Raw genomic sequence first — 18217 nt, 5'->3', positions numbered from 1 at the left:
ATTAAGGGAAGTCTCGAGTGTATTGCGCCATTCTGTCGATGGCGATGCCTTGGAATCGCCGCTGCCCAAAGGCACATCCGCTCACGCCGCCTCGAGTTCGCCTACCAGCCGGGCGAATTGCGCATTGAGCTGCTCGGCATGGCCACGGACGGCCTGGCCGATGCTGCGCGTCGACGTGGCATTTGCGGCCACGATATCGAGTGATGTCGTGATCGCCTTGATCGTCTCGTCAGCAACGCGTGCATTGTCGCTGAGGCCGCGGGAACTGCCCTGGATACGGACCACGGCCTCGCGTTGCCGATCGATGGTGGTGGCGAAAGCGGTGATCGTCGAAACGAGATCGGTCATGATGGCATCGACCGAGTCGACCAGCTCGACGGTGGATCGCGCGGCGCTGCCGATGCCGTTAACGCGGCTGTGAATGGCTTCGGTGGTCTGCCCGGTCTGCTGGGCGAGCGATTTGACTTCGCTGGCCACTACGGCGAAGCCGCGGCCGGCTTCGCCGGCGCGGGCGGCCTCGATCGTCGCATTGAGGGCCAGCAGCCGGGTCTGGCCGCTGATCTGGGCGATCAACCCGGCAGCCTGATCGATCGAGGCGACGTGGTGCAAAAGATTGTCGTTGGTGCTACGCGCCCTGGCCGATCGTTCGCTGGCGGCATTGGCGGCGGCGCAGGCGCGATCGGATGTCATACCGATCTCGCCGATCGATATTGTGAGCTGATCGAGCGTGGCCGAGATGGTCTGCGCGGCACTGTTGGCGTCGTGTGACCGATCGCGGATCCCGTCGGCATGTGTCCGTTGTTCGTGCAAAGTTGCAAGGGCGAAATCCGCGCTTTCCTCGAGCGCGCTTGCCGAGGCCAGCAATTTATCGACCAGCCTGGTCAGCGAAGATCGGAGATCGGCGGCGATGCGGAGTTGGGTTTCGCGCAGTTGCTCGCGGTGGCGCGCGCGCTCGGCAATTTCCCGCTGCGATAGCCAGGATGCACGCACGCGCGCTTCATTCGCGGTTTTGAGCGCGGCCATGGTCTTTTGTGCATGGGCCTCGGCATCCTGGCGGCTGATATTGGCCGCGTTGGCGGCATCACGGGCGGCGAGCATGCTCATCTCCAGCCGTCGTCGTGATCGTATGATCAGCCATCCGCATGCGCTCGCGAAGCTTAAGGCGACGGCAATCCGCAGCGGTAGAATTTCGCGCCACGCACGCAGGCCGGCCTGCGCTGGAGGCCAGTACAGTGTGCCAAGTAGGATGCCGCCCGAATCGCGCACGTTAAGCACGTTTGCCATGTCATCGCTGGTCGGGCGAACCCACCGGATGGTCTGAATTTTGAACGCCACCTGCCATGCGGCTAACATGCGGGCGTCGATTTCCCTGACGAACACGATGTACCGCAACCCGCCGCCGGGAATTGGCTTCGGGTGCAGCAACGGCAATACAGCCATCCCGGCGACGATCGCCGGCTTGCCTCCATAGCTTGTCAGCAGCGCGACCCCGCTTTTCATGCGCTGGGCTGTATTTTGATCATGCGGCAACCGAGCGAGAAGGGTAGTGAGCCCGGTCGGAATCAGCTGCGCCAAAGTCTTGGTACCGCGATCGCCGTCGGGCCCGATGGAACGCAGCGTCCGCCCGCGCGCGTCTATAACGAAGCTGTGCATCGGGTAGGACAGGTTGGTCTGCACCCAATCCGTATCGAGTTTGCCGTAAATATGATCTACGGCATCATCCCAATGCGCCGTCGAACTGGCCGAATCGGCAAGGTTTTGCGCTTCGAGGGCGAGTGCGCCAGCAACGAGATCGTGTACTTTTGCGCCCACATTACGGTCGATCTGCCCGACGAGTGATGTCATCGTGATGATCGAGCCGACAATTGCGATCAGGATCACGCACACGAATGGGATCAGCTGGCCTGATCGATCAACAAATGGCGCCACTCTTCGGCGCCAATAGGATATTGCGATCGACTGCCGCATTCGCACGCTCCAAAGTGGGATCCAAGGGCTAGCACGCCAATGGTTAGCGTCGCGTGAAGAAAGAACCCGGCCTTCGTGGTGGCGACCGCGTGCGCTATGTTCTAACCCATTGCAATTCGCGGTTCGTCGTTGCAGGGTTCACTATCTGTTCTTTCGAGGCTGTCGATCATAATGCTGCCGCTGCTGACGCTCGCGCTTCCTCTGTTCCTGTTTATCGGGCTGGCCATCGGCTGGTCGGTCAGGGCGCGCGCGCTGGCGGCGGTCGAGCGCGAACGGGAGGGGCTGCGCGCCAACCTCGCTGCCGCCACGGCGGAGCTCTATCTGGCGCGGGGCCAGGCTGAACAGGTGGCGACGATCCGCGTCGAGCTGACCGAAGCACGCACCACCCTGGACGCGACCAGGACCGCGCTTGCCGGCAGCGAGGCCGAGCGTGCGGGGCTCGTCGCCGAACGTGAAGCGCGGATTGAGGCTTTCGAGGCGCAACTCCTCCAGCTCCGCGAGGCGAAGGATCAGCTCTCCGCGCAGTTCTCCGAAGTTGGCGCCAAATTGCTCGATACGGCCCAACGCCAGTTCCTCGAACGCGCCGATCAGCGCTTTCATCAGGCCGGCGAAAAGAATGAGGCTCAGTTGAAGGCGCTGCTGACCCCGGTCGAAACGACGCTGAAGCGCTATGAGGAAGGACTTCAGAAGGTCGAGAAGGAGCGCGTCGACAGCTATGCGGGCCTGCGCGAGGCTGTCGATCAGGTGCGGGTGGGGCAGGGGCAGGTGCGCGATGAGGCCGCCAAGCTCGTCAACGCGCTGCGCGCCAGTCCCAAGGCGCGGGGGCGGTGGGGCGAGCAATCGCTGCGCAACGTGCTCGAACAGGCCGGCCTCTCGCCTTATGCCGATTTCGCGACCGAGGTGTCGGTCGATACCGAGGACGGCCGGCTGCGCCCCGATGTCGTCGTTCGCCTGCCGGGCGGGCGACGGCTCATCATCGACGCCAAATGCTCGTTCAACGCCTATATGGATGCGAGCGAGTCGGTCGACGATGCGGTGCGGATCACCCTGCTGAAGGCTCATGCGGCGGCGTTGCGCACCCACGCCAGCCAGCTCGGCCAGAAGGCCTATTGGGACCGGTTCGGCGATGCGGCCGACTATGTAGTGATGTACATTCCCGGCGAACATTTCCTGTCGGCTGCGATGGAACAGGATCCCGGCTTATGGGACTGGGCGCACGAACGCCGCGTGCTGATCGCGACACCGATCAACCTGGTGGCGCTGGCCCGCACAGTTGCCAGCTTCTGGCGGCAGGAAAAGGTAGCGGAGGAAGCGCGCGAGATTGGCAAGCTGGGCAAGGAATTGTTCGAACGGCTGTCGGTCGCGGCTGGCCACCTCAAGCGGGTCGGCGGGGGGCTCACCAGCGCGGTAGAGAATTACAACAAGTTCGTGGCGAGCTTCGAGGGGCGTGTGCTCGTGACGGGCCGTAAGTTCCGCGATCTGAATATTGAAACCGGCGGCAAGGATATTGACGAGGTCGTCGCCGTCGAGGTGCTGGCGCGCGAGGCGGGGCCGGAACTGCTCGTGGCGCCGCAAGTCGAGCCGGACTGATCTCTCAAAGCGACGAAGCGCTCATCCACAGCATATAAGCGGCAACGGCGAAGATCAGGATCGCAAAGACCGTCGTCAGATGGCCCGTCCCCGATGCCCGCTTGGCGATGATGCTGCCAGCAAAGCCACCCACGACACCGCCGGCGATGAACACACCGGCCAGTGGCCAGTCGATCAGGCCGGACAGCGCATAATTGAGCGCGGTGGTAAGGCCGAAGGCGGTTACCGCTACAAGCGAGGTACCAACCGCGTTGATCATGGGCATCGCTGTCGAGGCCATCAGCCCCGGCACGATCAGAAACCCGCCGCCAATTCCGAAGAAGCCCGAAAAGAGTCCGGTGCCGAAGCCAAATCCCAGAACCTTCGGCGCATTCGTGCGGTTGCACTGCGCGCCGGGGACACCGGTTGCCTTGCGCGCCCGCAGCATCAGCCCGCCGACGATCAGCATCACGATCGCGAACAGGAACAGGAGTTTCTGCCCGTCGAGTGCCTTGCCCAGGCTCGACCCGGCAAATGCGCCCGCCACGCCGGCCGCCGCATACATCCCGCCGCACCGCCATTTTACAGTATGCGCGCGGGCGTGGCTCGCCAGGCCCGTCGCGGCGTTGATCGAAACTGCCAGCGCACTCGTCCCGATCGCAACATGTGGGCTGCTCACACCGACCAGATAGACCATCAGCGGTACGGCAAGGATCGATCCGCCGCCGCCGACGAGCCCCAGCGTGAAGCCAACGAGGCCCCCGGACAGCGCCCCCAAAGCATATTGGATGGGATCGAGCATTGCGGGCTCCCGCTCAGTTCTTTGGGTGATCAACGAGGCGGTGCAGTACGAAGCCGGCGAGCATTGCAAGGACAAACGGCGCGGCGAGCGCCGGGCGGATGGCGAGGTCCGCGATGGCCGGCCCAGGGCAGAGGCCGGCTATCCCCCAGCCGATGCCGAAGATCGCGGCGCCACCGATGAGGCGCGGGGTGATCTCGCTGGTATCGGGCAAGGAGAAGGTGCTGTCGGCGATCGGCGCGTCCATTCGCTGCCGAATCGCCCACGCCAAGGCCATCGGCGCGATAGCGCCCCCCATCACGAAGGCCAGCGTCGGATCCCAGCGCCCGCCGAACAGATCGAGGAAGGCGCGAACGCGGGTCGGATCGGACATGCCCGAACAGGCGAGCCCGGCGCCAAACAGGATGCCCGCCACGAGGGCGATGAGGACGCGCTTCATCACCACGAAATGCCCAGCAGGCGCATGATCGCGACGGTCGCGAAGCCGAAGCTCATGAAACTCAATGTCGCGACGATCGAGCGGGGGGATAGGCGCGAGAGGCCGCAAACGCCGTGGCCGCTGGTGCAGCCGCTTCCCATCCGCGTGCCAAAGCCGACGAGCAGCCCGCCGATCAGGATCACCGCCAGCGATGTCGGGAAGCGCGTCATGACCGGACCTGCGATCAGGCTCAATATTCCGCACCCGATCGGCAGGCCGACAACGAAAGCGGCGGCAATGCCCCAGGGGGCACCGGTTCGCGAAATACCGACGGCACGTGCCGCAAGCCCGCTCACCCCCGCGATCCGGCCAAGGCCGAGCAGCATCGCCGCGCCGGCCAGCCCGATCAGGAGTCCGCCGGTCAGTCCGGCGAGCGGCATGGCGTGGGACCAGTCCATCACAATATATCCAGCGGCAGTTTGAGATAGCGTATGCCGTTCGATTCCGGGGGCGGAAGCTGCCCGCCGCGCATATTGACCTGTACCGAGGGCAGGATCAGCCGGGGCATATCGAGCGTCGCGTCGCGCGCCACCCGCATCGCGACGAACGCCTCCTCGCTCACACCGTCATGAACATGGACATTGCCGGATCGCTGGGCGTTCACGGTCGTTTCCCACAGGAAATTGGCGCGCTCCGGAGCCTTGTAATCATGGCAGAGGAATAGCCGCGTCTCGGCGGGCAACGCCAAAAGCCGACGAATGGAACGATATAACTGATGCGCGTCGCCGCCCGGGAAATCGGCCCGTGCCGTGCCATAATCGGGCATGAAAAGCGTATCGCCGACGAACACCGCGTCACCCACGACATAGGCCATGTCTGCCGGCGTGTGGCCGGGGACATGCATGACGATCACGTCCATGTTTCCCAGTTTGAACGTGTCGCCATCGTCGACCAGCCGATCGAACTGCGAACCGTCCCGCTTGAAGGCGCTGTTCTCGTTGAAAATCTCGCCGAACACCCGCTGTACGGTGACGATCTGCCGCCCGATCATCAGCTTGCCGCCGAGTTGCTGCTGCAACCATGGCGCGGCAGAAAGATGGTCGGCATGGGCGTGTGTTTCGATCAGCCAGTCGACGCTTAGCCCCTCGGCGCGAACATGATCCGCAATCTTCTGGGCCGACGCATGGGAGGTGCGCCCCGCGGCAGGATCGAAATCGAGTACGGAGTCGACGATCGCCGCCTTTCCTGTTGTCCGGTCGTGCACCACATGGCTGGCGGTGAACGTGGTCTCGTCGAAGAAGGTTTTGATCAGTGGGCGCTCCGCGGCATTGCCGCGTGCGGACGCGATGGCGGAAGCGGCGCGCTCCAAAACAGGATCGGCAGGATCAGGGCTCGACACGGCGGCGACTCCAGCAATTTCGGGCAAATATTTGCCCGAACGCCTTCGGTACGTCGAAGGCTGCCGGTGATTAACCCGTCTGCTCGACCCTGGAGGATACGTAGATAAACGTGTACGGGCTGAAGCCTACTCCGTCTTGCCCGTTACCGGCCCATATTCGGTGGGATCGTTCGCGACCACCGACAGCATCGCGGTCCAGGCCGCGACATTTTGGCGGAGCTGGGCGGGGTCGACCTTGTCGAGCGTGTCGTCGGCGGTGTGGTGCAGATCGAAATAGCGCGTGCCGTCCTGGCTCAGCGCGATGATCGGCACACCGCTTTTCGCCAGTTCGTCGAGATCGGAGCCGTCTGCCGTGCCGTTGTGGCCCTGCACGATGCCTAACGGCAGCAGCGCCGCGGCGATCGGCTTCATCGCCGGCACGGCGGCGTCGGTCACCCGGGTTTCGAAGCGCCACACCCGATCGGCGCCGAAATCCGATTCGGCGGCGACATGATGCTTCTCGGCCTTGTGCCGATCGAAATAATTGGTCCCGCCAAACGAGCCGATCTCCTCCGATCCGAACCAGACGATCCGGATCGTGCGCAAGGGTTGCCCGGCGTCGAGGATATGTTTCGCGGCCGCGGTCGTGATCGCCACGCCGGTGCCGTCGTCGATCGCGCCCGTGCCGAGATCCCAGCTATCCAGATGTCCGCCGACCAGTACGATTCCGGCGGCGGGATCGCGGCCGGTTATCTCGGCGATGACGTTGCCGGACTGGCGCTTGCCCGCCATCTTCGCGGTAATCGTCAGCGCGATCGAAACAGGCTTGCCGCGTTTGAGGACACGTTCGAGCTGATCGGCATCGGGATTGGAGAGCGCCGCCGCCGGGATCGGCTTCGCGCCGTTGCTCCAGTCCTGCACGCCGGTGTGCGGCACGCGGTGATGATCGGTGCCGATCGATCGGATCAGGATCGCCGCCGCGCCAAGCTTCGAGGCTATCGATGGCCCCTGTCGGCGGACGTTGCCGACGGGGCCGTACGGCGATCCGTCCTGCGCGGGCGCCATCCGATGCGTTACGAATACGATCTTGCCCTTCACCGCCGCTGGATCGGCCGCCTTCAGCTCATCGAGGCTGTCGAAGCCGATGACTTCGGCTGTCAGCCCCTTGTCCGGCGTCGCGCCGCTATTGCCGAGCGCGGTCAATATGAGCTGCTGGGGGAAAGGGGCGGTGATCTCGGCTGTCGCGATGCCGCGTTCCCAATAGGGAATGTCGAACGTCTCGATTCGGACATTGCTGAAGCCAAGCGCCTTGAGCTTCGCCACCGCCCAGTCGCGGGCGCGTGCTTCGGCGTCGCTGCCGGCCTTGCGCTGGCCGATCTCGGTGGTCAGGCCTTCGGTGATGTCCCACGCGAGCGTGTCGGCAAGCGCTGCATCGCGAAGCCGCGCGGTTTGTTCCGGCGACGCCTGGACGGGCAGTGGGAAGGAAAGGGCGGAAGCGGCGGCCAGCGCCAGCATCTTGAATCTGCTCATGGGGAGACCCTATCTCCCGGTTAGGCGTTTGCCAATCGGCCGCTCCTGAGCTAGGGCGGCCGCAAAATTCCAGCCCGCTTGCCCGACGAGGATCCACAGCCGATGGCCGTGCAATATAGTTATGTTATGAAGGGTCTGACCAAGACCTTCCCCGGCGCACCGAAGCCGGTTCTGAACGATATCCACCTGCAGTTCCTGCCGGGCACCAAGATCGCGATCATCGGCGTCAACGGCGCCGGTAAGTCGACCTTGATGAAAATCATGGCCGGGTATGACAAGGAATTCGTCGGCGAGGCCTGGGCTGCCGAAAATTATCGCGTCGGCTACCTGAGTCAGGAGCCGCAGCTCGATCCGACCAAGGACGTCAAGGGCAACGTCATGGACGGCGTCCGCGAGGTCGCCGACTGTGTCGATCGTTTCAACGAGATTTCGAATATCCTCGTCGATCCGCCCGAGGACATCGATTATGATACGATCCTCGCCGAGATGGGCGAGCTTCAGGAAAAGATCGATGCGGTCGATGGCTGGACGCTCGACAACCAGCTTGAGATCGCGATGGAGGCCTTGCGCTGCCCGCCCGGCGATTCCGATGTCACCACCTTGTCGGGTGGTGAGCGCCGTCGCGTCGCGCTCTGCAAGCTGTTGCTCGAAAAGCCGGAAATCCTGCTGCTCGACGAACCGACCAACCATCTCGACGCCGAAAGCGTCCAGTGGCTCGAAAATCACCTGATCAATTATGCCGGTAACGTGATCCTGGTCACCCACGATCGCTACTTCCTCGACAATGTCGTGGGTTGGGTGCTCGAGATCGATCGCGGTCGCGGGCTTCCGTTCGAGGGAAATTATTCGGCCTGGCTCGAAGCCAAGGCCAAGCGCATGGAGCAGGAGGACCGCGAGGAGGAGGGCCGCCAGAAGGCGATCCAGCAGGAGCTCCAGTGGATCCGGCAAAGCCCCAAGGCGCGCCAGACCAAGAGCAAGGCGCGTATCCGTGCGTTCGACGAGCTCGTCGAAAAGCAGAATGATCGCCGCCCCGGCGCCTCGCAGATTCTGATCCAGATTCCCGAACGGCTCGGCAGCAACGTGATCGAAGCCAAGGGGCTGACCAAGAGCTTCGGCGACAAATTGCTGTTCGAAAATCTCGATTTCACCCTGCCGCCGGGCGGCATCGTCGGTATCATCGGGCCGAATGGCGCCGGCAAGACGACCCTGTTCAAGATGATCACCGGTCAGGAAGTGCCCGATGCCGGTGAGATCAAGATCGGTTCGACCGTCAAACTCGGCTATGTCGATCAGAGCCGCGATCATCTCGATCCGAACAAGAACGTGTGGGAGGAAATCTCGGACGGGCTCGATCGCTTCACCTTCGGCAAGCACGACGTCGCCACCCGTGCCTATGTCGGCGCGTTCAATTTCAAAGGCGGCGACCAGCAGAAGAAGGTCGGTCAGCTATCGGGCGGTGAGCGCAACCGCGTTCATATGGCCAAGATGCTCCGCAAGGGCGGCAACGTGCTGCTGCTCGACGAGCCAACCAACGATCTCGATGTCGAAACGCTGCGCGCGCTCGAAGAATCGCTCGAGAATTTCGCGGGCTGCGCCGTGGTGATCAGCCACGATCGCTTCTTCCTCGATCGCCTGGCGACCCATATCCTGGCGTTCGAAGGCAACAGCCATGTCGAATGGTTCGAAGGGAACTTCGAATCGTACGAAGAGGATAAGCGCCGCCGTCTGGGCGACGCCGCCGATCGTCCGACCCGCCTTGCGTACAAGAAGCTGACGCGCTGAATTTTCTTTCCTCCCCGAGCAGTCTCGGGGAGGAAAGAAGCTTTTACATATAGTTGGCGGGATCCGGCGTCGGCAGGTCGCAGGCGCGGGGGTGACCATGTTTGCAAAGCGCGACCTGGACGCGCCAGTCATGCATCGCGGCGGCATAGGCATCCTGCTGATGGATATAATGCGCGTCAGTCGCGACGACATCGCGATGATGTGCGCGCATTGCGGCCAGATATGCTTGCCGATCGGCGGCATATTGTGCCTGCTGTTCGGCGTTTAGCGCCTCGGCGTTGGCGTTCACGGCTTCGGTGGCGGCGATGCTGCTGTCGACCTTGGTATTGAGCGCGGCCGTCACCGGCATCTCGCGCGCATCGGCGGCGGCGTGGGGCGCATCTTTGGCCGTCGACTGGGCGGCCAAAGGCTGCAGCAGGGGCGCGCTCACCAGTATTGCGGCGGCGGCGAGCCAATGGGGCTTGATAGGCATCGGGCAATCCTTTCCATTCTGATGGTGGGGATAACGCCGATGGTGAGGGGGCCGTTCCGATTTTTCTGCTCAGCCGCATTCGAGGATGGGGACGTCGTACAGCTTCATATTCTGATCGGCGGTGACCAAAGTCGCCCTTTCGGAGATCGCCTGTGCGAGGATCAGATGGTCATAGGGATCGCCGTGACGGAGCGGCAGAGCGTCGAGCGCTTCCATATGGTCGATGCCGATGTCGAGCCTCGCATAACCTGCTTCTCCCGCAGCGCCCGTCAGTTTGCGCCAATCGATGTGGAGCTTGCCGGTCCGGATCTTGATCAATATCTCCCAGATCGAAACGGTGCTGAAAAGCACCTTGTTCTTCCGATCCCCTATTCGGGCGCGTGCCCGCCTGCCGAGCCTGGGGTTGTCCTGAACGGCCCAAATGAGTGCATGGGTGTCGAGCAGCAGTTTCACGGCTGTTTCTTGGTCTGGCCTTCCAGCGCGCCGTCAAGCATCTCGTCGAAGATCTTCTGGATGTCGTCCGGCCAGGTATCGAAATCGTCGGCCATCCAGATCTCCCCCTTCATCTGGCCGAATTTCCGCGGCGGCAGCTTGGCTGGGGGCGTATAGGTCGATGGCGTCTCCCTGACGCCGGTATGTTCGGACGCATCACCCGAGATCAGCCCGCTCAGATAGGCTTTCACCAGCGCAGACAAGGACGTTCCCATCTCCGCGGCCTTGATCCGCGCGAGCCGGTGGGTGTCATCGTCCAGAGCGATCGTTACATTTTTCACGTGACGCACAGTATCACAGAATCACAGTTCTCACAATCAGCGCGGCTCAAACTGCCCGGTCCCGGTGTTCAGAACGTGAAGCATGCCGTCGGCGATCGCGAAATAGGCGCCGTGGATACGCAGCTTTCCGGCAGACTCGCGTTGCGGGATGCAGGGAAAAGTGCGCAGGTTGACCATCGACACCTTCACGGCCTCCAGTTCCAGCGCACGAATCGCGGCTTCCCCCTCGCCATGTTCGGCAACCACCCGTTCGCGGGCTTCGTCGAGCAGCTGGATCCAGTCCGATATGAAGCCGCCGGCGCCCTTCGGCGCATGCTCGAAGCGTTTGCTGAGCGCGGCGCCACAGCCGCCGCACGCCTGATGGCCGAGCACGACGATCTCCGGGATTTCGAGCTGCGTCACCGCGAATTCCAGCGCGGCGGAAACGCCATGATAGCCTGGATTGGTTTCGAATGGTGGCACCAGATTGGCGACGTTGCGGACGACGAACATCTCGCCAGGCGACGTATCGAAAATCTGGGTGGGATCGACTCGGCTGTCGGAGCAGGCGATCACCATCACCTTGGGGTTTTGCCCGTCGGCAAGCTCTGCCCAGCGCGCACGCTGTCTTTGCCAGCCCCCAGTCTTGAACCGCTTATAGCCGTCGATCAGACCCGAAAAGTCGGTCATGGTCCAAAGTCTCCCTGATTGGATGAAACCGCGCCGCGCCGCCAGTTAGGCTGCGAAGCGGGGACTGGCAAGACCGGACCATATCGCCTATCTGGGCGGCATGACCGAAGCACTCCCTGCCGCAGCGCCGGCCAAGCAGCGCAAGCCCGACTGGATCCGCGTCAAGGCGCCGATGGGTGTGGCTTTTACCGAAACCCGCAACCTGATGCGCCGGCTCAACCTGGCGACGGTGTGTGAAGAGGCGGCCTGCCCGAACATCGGCGAATGCTGGACCAAGAAGCATGCGACGGTGATGATCCTGGGCGACGTTTGCACGCGCGCCTGCGCCTTTTGCAACGTCAAGACGGGCATGCCGAAGGCGATCGATCAGGCCGAGCCCCAGCATGTCGCCGATGCCGCCGCCGAACTCGGGCTCGAACATATCGTCGTCACGTCGGTCGATCGTGACGATCTGCCCGATGGCGGCGCGAAGCATTTCGTCAAGGTGATCGAGGCGCTGCGGCGCACGACGCCGAAGACGACGATCGAGATTCTGACCCCGGATTTTCGCAACAAGGCCGATGCCGCGGTGGAGATGATCGTCGCGGCGCGCCCCGATGTTTACAATCACAACCTCGAAACGGTCCCCCGCCTTTACCCGACGATCCGGCCGGGCGCGCGTTATTATGCCTCGCTGCGGCTGCTAGAAAGCGTGAAGCGGCTCGATCCGACGATCTTCACCAAATCGGGCGTGATGGTCGGGCTCGGCGAGGAACGGCTCGAAATCCATCAGGTGATGGATGATATGCGTTCGGCCGGCATCGATTTCCTGACGATCGGCCAATATCTGCAGCCAACGCCGAAGCACACCAAGGTGATCGAATTCGTGCCGCCCAAAACGTTCGATGCCTATGCCGCGATCGGCCGCGCCAAGGGCTTCCTGCTTGTCGCATCGAGCCCGCTCACGCGCTCCAGCTATCATGCCGGCGATGATTTCGCGAAGATGCAGGCGGCGCGCGCAGAGCAGTTCGCCAGGGCGAAGGCCACCGCTTCGATCTGATATGCCGCGTCATAGCGAAACCCGTACGCTGCCCTACAGCCCCGAACAGATGTTCGATCTGGTCGCGGATGTGCCATCCTATGCGCAATTCCTGCCATGGGTATCGGCGGTACGGGTGCGATCCGATAGCGAAACCGAAATGGTCGCCGATCTGATGGTCGGGTTCAAATCGCTGCGCGAACGCTTCGGATCGCGTGTCACGAAGGATCGGCCGAACAGCATCCATGTCGATTATATCGACGGACCGCTCAAATATCTGCGCAATGACTGGACGTTCCGCAGCGATGGGCACGGCGGTACCCTGCTCGATTTCACGGTGGATTTCGAATTCAAGTCGCGGATTTTCGAGATGATCGCCGGGCAGATGTTCGATCGGGCACTCCGGCGCATGATCGGCGCGTTCGAGGAACGCGCGGCCGCGCTTTATGCGTCTCCCGAGAAGGCCGCGCCGGGCATCAGCAATTCGAGTGCGCACAGCGCCGCTTGAAGGCGCACGCCGCCGCGGCCGAGATCGCCGAACTGCCGCTTGTCGGCGACGACGTCGTCGGGATCGCTGTTCTTGTGCGCGCGGCCGAATACCACCGTACCGACCGGCTTCTTGTCGGTGCCGCCGTCGGGCCCGGCAACGCCGGTGATCGCGACGGCGACATCGGCGCCGCTCTTTTCCAGCGCGCCGCGCGCCATCGCCCAGGCGACCGCGATCGAGACCGCGCCAAATGTGTCGATTAGATCGAGCGCCACGCCGAGCATCGAAACCTTGGCATCATTGCCATAGGTTATGAAGCCGGCTTCGAAAACGTCCGAAGATCCGGGGATTTCGGTGAGTGCCGCTGAAACAAGGCCCCCGGTGCAGCTTTCAGCCACCGCGATCCGCTTGCCGGCGGCGCGATTGGCCTCGATCACCTGACGGGCCAGGGTAACGAGTTCGGTTGGCAAAGTGGTGTCACAGCAATCTGGCACGTCAATTTTCCTCAGCACCGAAGCCGGTGTCAATTTGCCTTACTATACGATTCCGGTACGCGCACGGTTGCAATTGCCTGTGCGGCGATTCCCTCGCTTCGCCCGGTGAAGCCGAGCTTCTCGGTCGTCGTGGCCTTCACGCTGACATTCGCGATCGGAACGTCGAGCAAGGTGGCAATCCGCGTCCGGATGGCCTCGCGATGCGGCCCGATTTTGGGTGCTTCGCAGATGATCGTCAGGTCGACATGATCGATAATCCCGCCGGCGGCGACCACGAGGTCGCGGGCATGGCGGACGAAAATCTCCGATGCCGCGCCCCGCCACCGCGAATCGTTCGGCGGGAAATGCGATCCGATATCGCCGGCCGAAATCGTCCCCAGCAGCGCGTCGACGATCGCATGCAGCGCAACGTCGGCATCGCTATGTCCGGCCAGCGCCCGGTTGTGCGCGATCAACAGCCCGCCAAGCCAGACGCCCGATCCTTCGGCAAAGGCGTGCACGTCATAGCCGCTGGCGCTGCGACTGATCATCGTCGGCCGGATCCGTTCGGCCGCCTGCGCGAAATCGGCCGCATAAGTGAGCTTGTCGAGCATTGGGTCTCCCTCGATGATCGCCACGGACAGACCGTGGGCGCGGGCGACCTGCGCATCGTCGGTCGCTTCCCGGGCCCCGTCCCATGCGCGGTGCGCGGCCAATATGTCCGCACGGGCGAAGGTCTGTGGGGTCTGGATCCGATACAGGCCGTCGCGTCCCACCGTGTCGCCGAGCCCGGAACTATCGCCACGGGCGAGTGTGTCGGCAACGGGGAGCGCCGGCACGGCGCCGTCGGTATCCGAAAGCGCCGCAAGCAGCCGGTCGATCACCTCGGGTGGCAGGAACGGTCGCGCGGCGTCATGGATCAGTACGATGTCGGCGTCGATCGCCTCGAGCCCGGCGATCACCGAATCGCGGCGCGTGGCGCCGCCCTGCACAGGGGAAGGAAGGGGCCGATCGCCGATCGCTTCGGCATACAGCGACTCATGGCCGGATCCGATCACGATCTGTACGATGTCGATCGCCGGGTGAGCGAACAGCGCATCGATTGCATGCGTCAGCACGGCCCGGCCGGCAATCCGCACATATTGTTTGGGCAGATTCTGTCCGGACCGCACGCCGTCTCCGGCGGCAACGATCAGTCCGGCTATCCGTTTGTCGTTCAGCATGGCGCGCGCTTAGCCGAGCCCGGCCTTGCCCGCCAGCGCCTTTACGTTTACGGAAGCCTTGCCGTTTTTTTAGGCAAATGGATCTGATGACCCCCAGACTGCGCCCCATCCAGATCGGTCCCGTGCGGATCGAGACGCCCGTGATCCTCGCGCCGATGACTGGCGTGAGCGATCTGCCGTTTCGCCGCGTCGTCCGTCAATATGGGTCCGGGCTCAACGTGACCGAGATGATCGCCAGCCAGGCTGCGATCCGCGAGACTCGCCAATCGCTGCAAAAGGCGATGTGGGATGCGATCGAGGAGCCGGTGTCGATGCAGCTCGTTGGCTGCACGCCCTATGAAATGGGCGAGGCAGCGAAACTGTCGCAGGACAAGGGCGCCGCGATCATCGATATCAACATGGGCTGCCCGGTCCGCAAGGTCGTCAATGGTGACGCCGGTTCCGCGCTGATGCGGGTGCCCGAACTGGCGACCGCGATCATCAAGGCGACGGTGGCCGCGGTCGATGTGCCGGTCACACTCAAGATGCGGATGGGCTGGGATCATGACAGCCTCAACGCGCCCGAACTCGCTCGTATCGCCCAGGATCTCGGCATCCAGATGATCACCGTCCATGGCCGCACTCGCTGCCAGATGTACAAAGGCTCGGCCGATTGGGCGTTCGTGCGCCGCGTCAAGGATGCTGTGTCGATCCCGGTGATCGTCAATGGCGACATCTGCTCGATCGACGATGCCGTTCAGGCGCTCGATCAGTCAGGTGCCGACGGGCTGATGATTGGCCGCGGCAGCTATGGCCGGCCCTGGCTGCTCAGGCAGGTGATGACCTATCTGCAGACCGGCGAACGCCGTCCCGATCCGATGGTCGACGAACAATATCAGGTTATCGCAAGCCATTATGTCGCAATGCTCGAACATTATGGCAGCGAAGTCGGGGTCAACATGGCCCGCAAGCATATCGGCTGGTACACCAAGGGCCTGCACGGCTCGGCCGAATTCCGCTTCAAGGCCAATCAGGAAGCCGATCCCGCCCGTGTCATCGCGATGCTGGCCGAATTCTATGCACCATGGCTCTCCCGGGCAGCGGCCTGATCCGTTTCGGCAGGCGTGCACCGGCGGCTGATAGGCCCGTCGATTCCCCGATTGCGTCGGAAATCCTGGCCGCGATGGCAACGGCGGTGATTGTCATCGATCCTGAGGGCAGGGTGGTCGATGTCAATTCGGCCTGCGAATCCTTGTTCAATCTCAGCCGCAACCAGATCGTTGGACGGCCGATCGTCGAGGCGATCGGCCATCCGCTGACGACGATGCCGAATGATGCACCTTTTGCGGCTTATGACATCGATATTTTCCTGCCCGGCCGCCGCCGGATGAAGGTCGATCTGATGGTCGGGCCGGTGCCCGATCGGATGGGATGGCGCGTAGTTTCCATCCATGGCCATGCACGCGGGCCGTTCGTGGCGCGATCGAGCGAGCGCGAGGGCGGGACGCGCACGGCGGTTGCGGCGGCGGCGATGCTCGCGCACGAAATCAAGAATCCACTGTCCGCGGTGCGCGGCGCTGCCCAGTTGCTGGAAAGCTGCGTGGACGATGATTCGCGGGAATTGACCCGCTTGATCCGCGAGGAGGTCGATCGCGTTGCCGGCCTGATCGATCGCATGCAGGGTTTCACCGATACCCGCCCGATCGAGATGCGGCCGCAGAATATCCACGCCATCCTTGGTCATGCCCGCGCCGTTGCGCTCAAGGGATTTGCCGAAGGGCGGCTGATCCGCGAGGTCTATGATCCCTCGCTGCCGGCGGTGCTCGGGCATCGCGATTCGCTGATCCAGATTCTGATCAACCTGCTCAAGAACGCGGCTGAAGCGATGAGCGGCGAACCCGGCGCCATCACGTTGACGACCGCCTATCGCCATGGCGTATCGATGCGCCGTGCCGACGACGATGCGCGCCAGCCACTGCCGATCGAGGTGTGCGTGATCGATGAGGGACCCGGCGCGCCGGAGGAGATAGAGGGTCACCTGTTCGATCCGTTCGTCACCACGAAGCGCGCGGGCAGCGGCCTGGGTCTCGCGCTGGTGGAAAAGCTTGTGTCCGATCAAGGAGGAATCATCGAATATGCGCGTGAGGGCAGTCCGACACGGACGGTATTCCGGCTTCTCCTCCCACGTGCCCGCGTGACGGCATGACCACTGGGGGCAGGGTTCTTGTCGTTGACGACGATGGCGCAGTTCGCACCGTGGTGCGTGAGGCTTTGCGCCGTGCGGGCTACACTGTCGAAACAGCCGCTTCCGTGGCCGAGCAGCGTCGGATGATCGCGAGCTTCGATCCGCAGGTGCTGGTGACCGACGTGGTGCTGCCGGACGGCAACGGCCTCGATGTGATCCCGGAGGTATTGGCGACCAATCCCGGGCTGCCCGTGATCGTCCTGTCGGCGCAGAATACCTTTACGACGGCGTTGCGCGCCACCGAGCAGGGGGCGTTCGATTATCTGCCCAAACCGTTCGATCTCGCCGAGTTGACCCGCGCGGTCGCCGACGCCCTGGCGGCGCGCAAGGGTTCGAATGGCAGCAGCCCCGTTGATAAGGCCACCGAAGACCTGCCCTTGATCGGCCGCTCCCCGCCGATGCAGGAGGTTTATCGCACGATCGCACGCGTTGTCGCCAATGATCTGACGGTGCTTGTGCTGGGCGAATCGGGGACCGGCAAGGAACTGGTCGCGCGGGCGATCCATGATTTTGGCCCGCGCGCGGCAGCGCCGTTCATTGCCGTCAATCTGGCAGCGATTCCGCGCGAACTGATCGAGTCCGAACTTTTCGGTCATGAACGGGGTGCCTTTACCGGCGCCCAGACGCGCACGGCCGGGCGGTTCGAACAGGCCCAGGGCGGCACCCTGTTTCTGGACGAAATCGGTGACATGCCCAAGGAGGCGCAGACCCGGCTGCTGCGCGTGCTGCAGGCCGGCGAATTCACCACCGTCGGCGGATCGCGGTCGATCCGCGCCGATGTCCGCATCATCGCCGCGACCCATAAGGATCTGCCGAAGCTGATTGCCGAAGGGGGCTTCCGCGAAGACCTCTATTATCGGCTCAACGTCGTGCCGGTCCGTCTGCCCGCGCTGCGCCAGCGTGGAGAGGATATCGGTGAGCTTGCGCGCTATTTTCTCGATCGCGCGGCGGCCGATGGGCTCCCCCGCAAGGCGCTCGATGGCAGCGCGATCGACCAGTTGATGCACTATGCTTGGCCCGGCAACGTCCGCGAGCTCGAAAATCTTATGCGTCGCCTGGCCGTCCTCAGCCGAGAGGATGTGATCACGGCCAGCGTGATCGAACTGCAGTTTCAATTGTCGCCGACTGTCGAGGCCGCCACGGCTCCGCTGTCGCCGGCGGGCGGCCTGGCCGATGCCGTCGAAGGCCATCTTGCGCGCTACTTCGCCACCTTCGGCCGCGATCTGCCGCCCGACGGACTATATGATCGGATCTTGGCGGAGGTCGAGCAACCGCTGATGCGACTCAGCATGGCCGCTGCGAAGGGAAATCAGCTGCGCGCCGCGCGTCTGCTGGGCATCAACCGCAACACGCTGCGCAAGAAGCTGACCGATCTTGGAATCGATGCGGGAACCGGGCGCCGCGCCGATTAAGTCTGGCCGGGCGGCAGGTCAC

General features: G+C 63.4%; 19 protein-coding genes. 7 read left to right on the top strand and 12 right to left on the bottom strand.

Features of this window, described 5'->3' with window-relative positions; translation table 11 throughout:
• Positions 1–81 precede the first annotated feature (81 nt).
• A complete protein-coding gene (locus BLS13_RS10260) occupies positions 82–1929 on the bottom strand; it encodes a methyl-accepting chemotaxis protein (RefSeq protein WP_176943533.1) in 1848 nt (615 codons plus the stop codon).
• A gap of 210 nt (positions 1930–2139) precedes the next feature.
• Here BLS13_RS10260 and rmuC point away from each other — a divergent pair, with 210 nt between their 5' ends.
• Positions 2140–3558 carry a DNA recombination protein RmuC gene (gene rmuC / locus BLS13_RS10255; RefSeq protein ID WP_093451861.1) on the top strand — a complete coding sequence of 473 codons (1419 nt, stop codon included), beginning with the start codon at positions 2140–2142 and terminating at the stop codon, positions 3556–3558.
• Between the two features lie 4 nt (positions 3559–3562).
• On the opposite strand, the gene BLS13_RS10250 is transcribed toward rmuC, so the two are convergent.
• The 5 genes from BLS13_RS10250 to BLS13_RS10230 all read right to left on the bottom strand — a co-directional run bounded on the left by BLS13_RS10250 (position 3563) and on the right by BLS13_RS10230 (position 7662).
• Entirely contained in the window at positions 3563–4339 is a 777-nt protein-coding gene (locus BLS13_RS10250; protein ID WP_093451860.1) for a sulfite exporter TauE/SafE family protein, read from the bottom strand.
• Between the two features lie 13 nt (positions 4340–4352).
• Positions 4353–4775, bottom strand: coding sequence for a DUF6691 family protein (locus tag BLS13_RS10245; protein WP_093451858.1), 423 nt, complete (start codon positions 4773–4775; stop codon positions 4353–4355).
• Positions 4775–5212 (bottom strand): YeeE/YedE family protein, encoded by a 438-nt coding sequence (locus BLS13_RS10240; protein WP_093451857.1) that lies wholly within the window; start codon positions 5210–5212, stop codon positions 4775–4777. The genes BLS13_RS10245 and BLS13_RS10240 overlap by 1 nt, the downstream gene beginning before the upstream one ends.
• On the bottom strand, positions 5212–6153 hold the full coding sequence (locus BLS13_RS10235) for an MBL fold metallo-hydrolase (RefSeq protein WP_256325804.1): 942 nt from the start codon (positions 6151–6153) through the stop codon (positions 5212–5214). The genes BLS13_RS10240 and BLS13_RS10235 overlap by 1 nt, the downstream gene beginning before the upstream one ends.
• Positions 6154–6279: 126 nt before the next feature.
• Positions 6280–7662, bottom strand: a complete 1383-nt coding sequence (locus BLS13_RS10230) for a M28 family peptidase (RefSeq protein ID WP_093451855.1) — start codon at positions 7660–7662, stop codon at positions 6280–6282.
• Positions 7663–7764: 102 nt separating this feature from the next.
• Here BLS13_RS10230 and ettA point away from each other — a divergent pair, with 102 nt between their 5' ends.
• Entirely contained in the window at positions 7765–9444 is a 1680-nt protein-coding gene (gene ettA / locus BLS13_RS10225) for an energy-dependent translational throttle protein EttA (RefSeq protein WP_093451854.1), read from the top strand.
• 43 nt (positions 9445–9487) lie between these two features.
• Here ettA and BLS13_RS10220 read toward each other — a convergent pair whose 3' ends face one another.
• The 4 genes from BLS13_RS10220 to BLS13_RS10205 form a co-directional block, all read right to left on the bottom strand.
• On the bottom strand, positions 9488–9916 hold the full coding sequence (locus BLS13_RS10220; protein ID WP_256325803.1) for a hypothetical protein: 429 nt from the start codon (positions 9914–9916) through the stop codon (positions 9488–9490).
• Between the two features lie 69 nt (positions 9917–9985).
• The gene (locus BLS13_RS10215; RefSeq protein ID WP_093451852.1) at positions 9986–10369 is read right to left on the bottom strand and encodes a type II toxin-antitoxin system VapC family toxin; all 384 of its coding nucleotides are present in this window, start codon (positions 10367–10369) and stop codon (positions 9986–9988) included.
• Positions 10366–10689 (bottom strand): hypothetical protein, encoded by a 324-nt coding sequence (locus BLS13_RS20685; RefSeq protein WP_093451851.1) that lies wholly within the window; start codon positions 10687–10689, stop codon positions 10366–10368. Before BLS13_RS20685 ends, BLS13_RS10215 begins: the two co-directional genes overlap by 4 nt.
• Before the next feature lie 36 nt (positions 10690–10725).
• Positions 10726–11358, bottom strand: a complete 633-nt coding sequence (locus BLS13_RS10205) for a carbonic anhydrase (RefSeq protein ID WP_093451849.1) — start codon at positions 11356–11358, stop codon at positions 10726–10728.
• Between the two features lie 100 nt (positions 11359–11458).
• Between BLS13_RS10205 and lipA the strand changes: the two genes are divergently transcribed.
• Positions 11459–12397: a lipoyl synthase gene (gene lipA / locus BLS13_RS10200; RefSeq protein ID WP_093451848.1), complete on the top strand. Its 939-nt coding sequence runs from the start codon at positions 11459–11461 to the stop codon at positions 12395–12397.
• 1 nt (position 12398) lies between these two features.
• Positions 12399–12884 (top strand): type II toxin-antitoxin system RatA family toxin, encoded by a 486-nt coding sequence (locus BLS13_RS10195; RefSeq protein WP_093451846.1) that lies wholly within the window; start codon positions 12399–12401, stop codon positions 12882–12884.
• Here BLS13_RS10195 and BLS13_RS10190 read toward each other — a convergent pair.
• Positions 12821–13357, bottom strand: a complete 537-nt coding sequence (locus BLS13_RS10190) for a CinA family protein (RefSeq protein WP_093451845.1) — start codon at positions 13355–13357, stop codon at positions 12821–12823. The genes BLS13_RS10195 and BLS13_RS10190 overlap by 64 nt on opposite strands.
• A gap of 29 nt (positions 13358–13386) precedes the next feature.
• Positions 13387–14559, bottom strand: a complete 1173-nt coding sequence (locus BLS13_RS10185; protein ID WP_093451843.1) for a bifunctional 2-C-methyl-D-erythritol 4-phosphate cytidylyltransferase/2-C-methyl-D-erythritol 2,4-cyclodiphosphate synthase — start codon at positions 14557–14559, stop codon at positions 13387–13389.
• An 86-nt stretch (positions 14560–14645) separates the two neighbouring features.
• On the opposite strand from BLS13_RS10185, the gene dusB reads away from it, so the two are divergent.
• The 3 genes from dusB to ntrC are packed head-to-tail and all read left to right on the top strand — an operon-like array spanning position 14646 to position 18195.
• Complete coding sequence (gene dusB, locus BLS13_RS10180) at positions 14646–15647, top strand: tRNA dihydrouridine synthase DusB (protein ID WP_093452013.1); 1002 nt, start codon at positions 14646–14648, stop codon at positions 15645–15647.
• Positions 15623–16744 (top strand): two-component system sensor histidine kinase NtrB, encoded by a 1122-nt coding sequence (locus BLS13_RS10175; RefSeq protein ID WP_093451842.1) that lies wholly within the window; start codon positions 15623–15625, stop codon positions 16742–16744. Before dusB ends, BLS13_RS10175 begins: the two co-directional genes overlap by 25 nt.
• A complete protein-coding gene (ntrC, locus tag BLS13_RS10170; RefSeq protein WP_093451840.1) occupies positions 16741–18195 on the top strand; it encodes a nitrogen regulation protein NR(I) in 1455 nt (484 codons plus the stop codon). The genes BLS13_RS10175 and ntrC overlap by 4 nt, the downstream gene beginning before the upstream one ends.
• The last annotated feature ends 22 nt before the right edge of the window (positions 18196–18217 follow it).

Origin of the sequence: Sphingomonas sp. YR710 (assembly GCF_900101455.1) — a bacterium.
Taxonomy (GTDB): domain Bacteria; phylum Pseudomonadota; class Alphaproteobacteria; order Sphingomonadales; family Sphingomonadaceae; genus Rhizorhabdus.
This window is presented reverse-complemented; position numbering and strand designations above follow the sequence as displayed.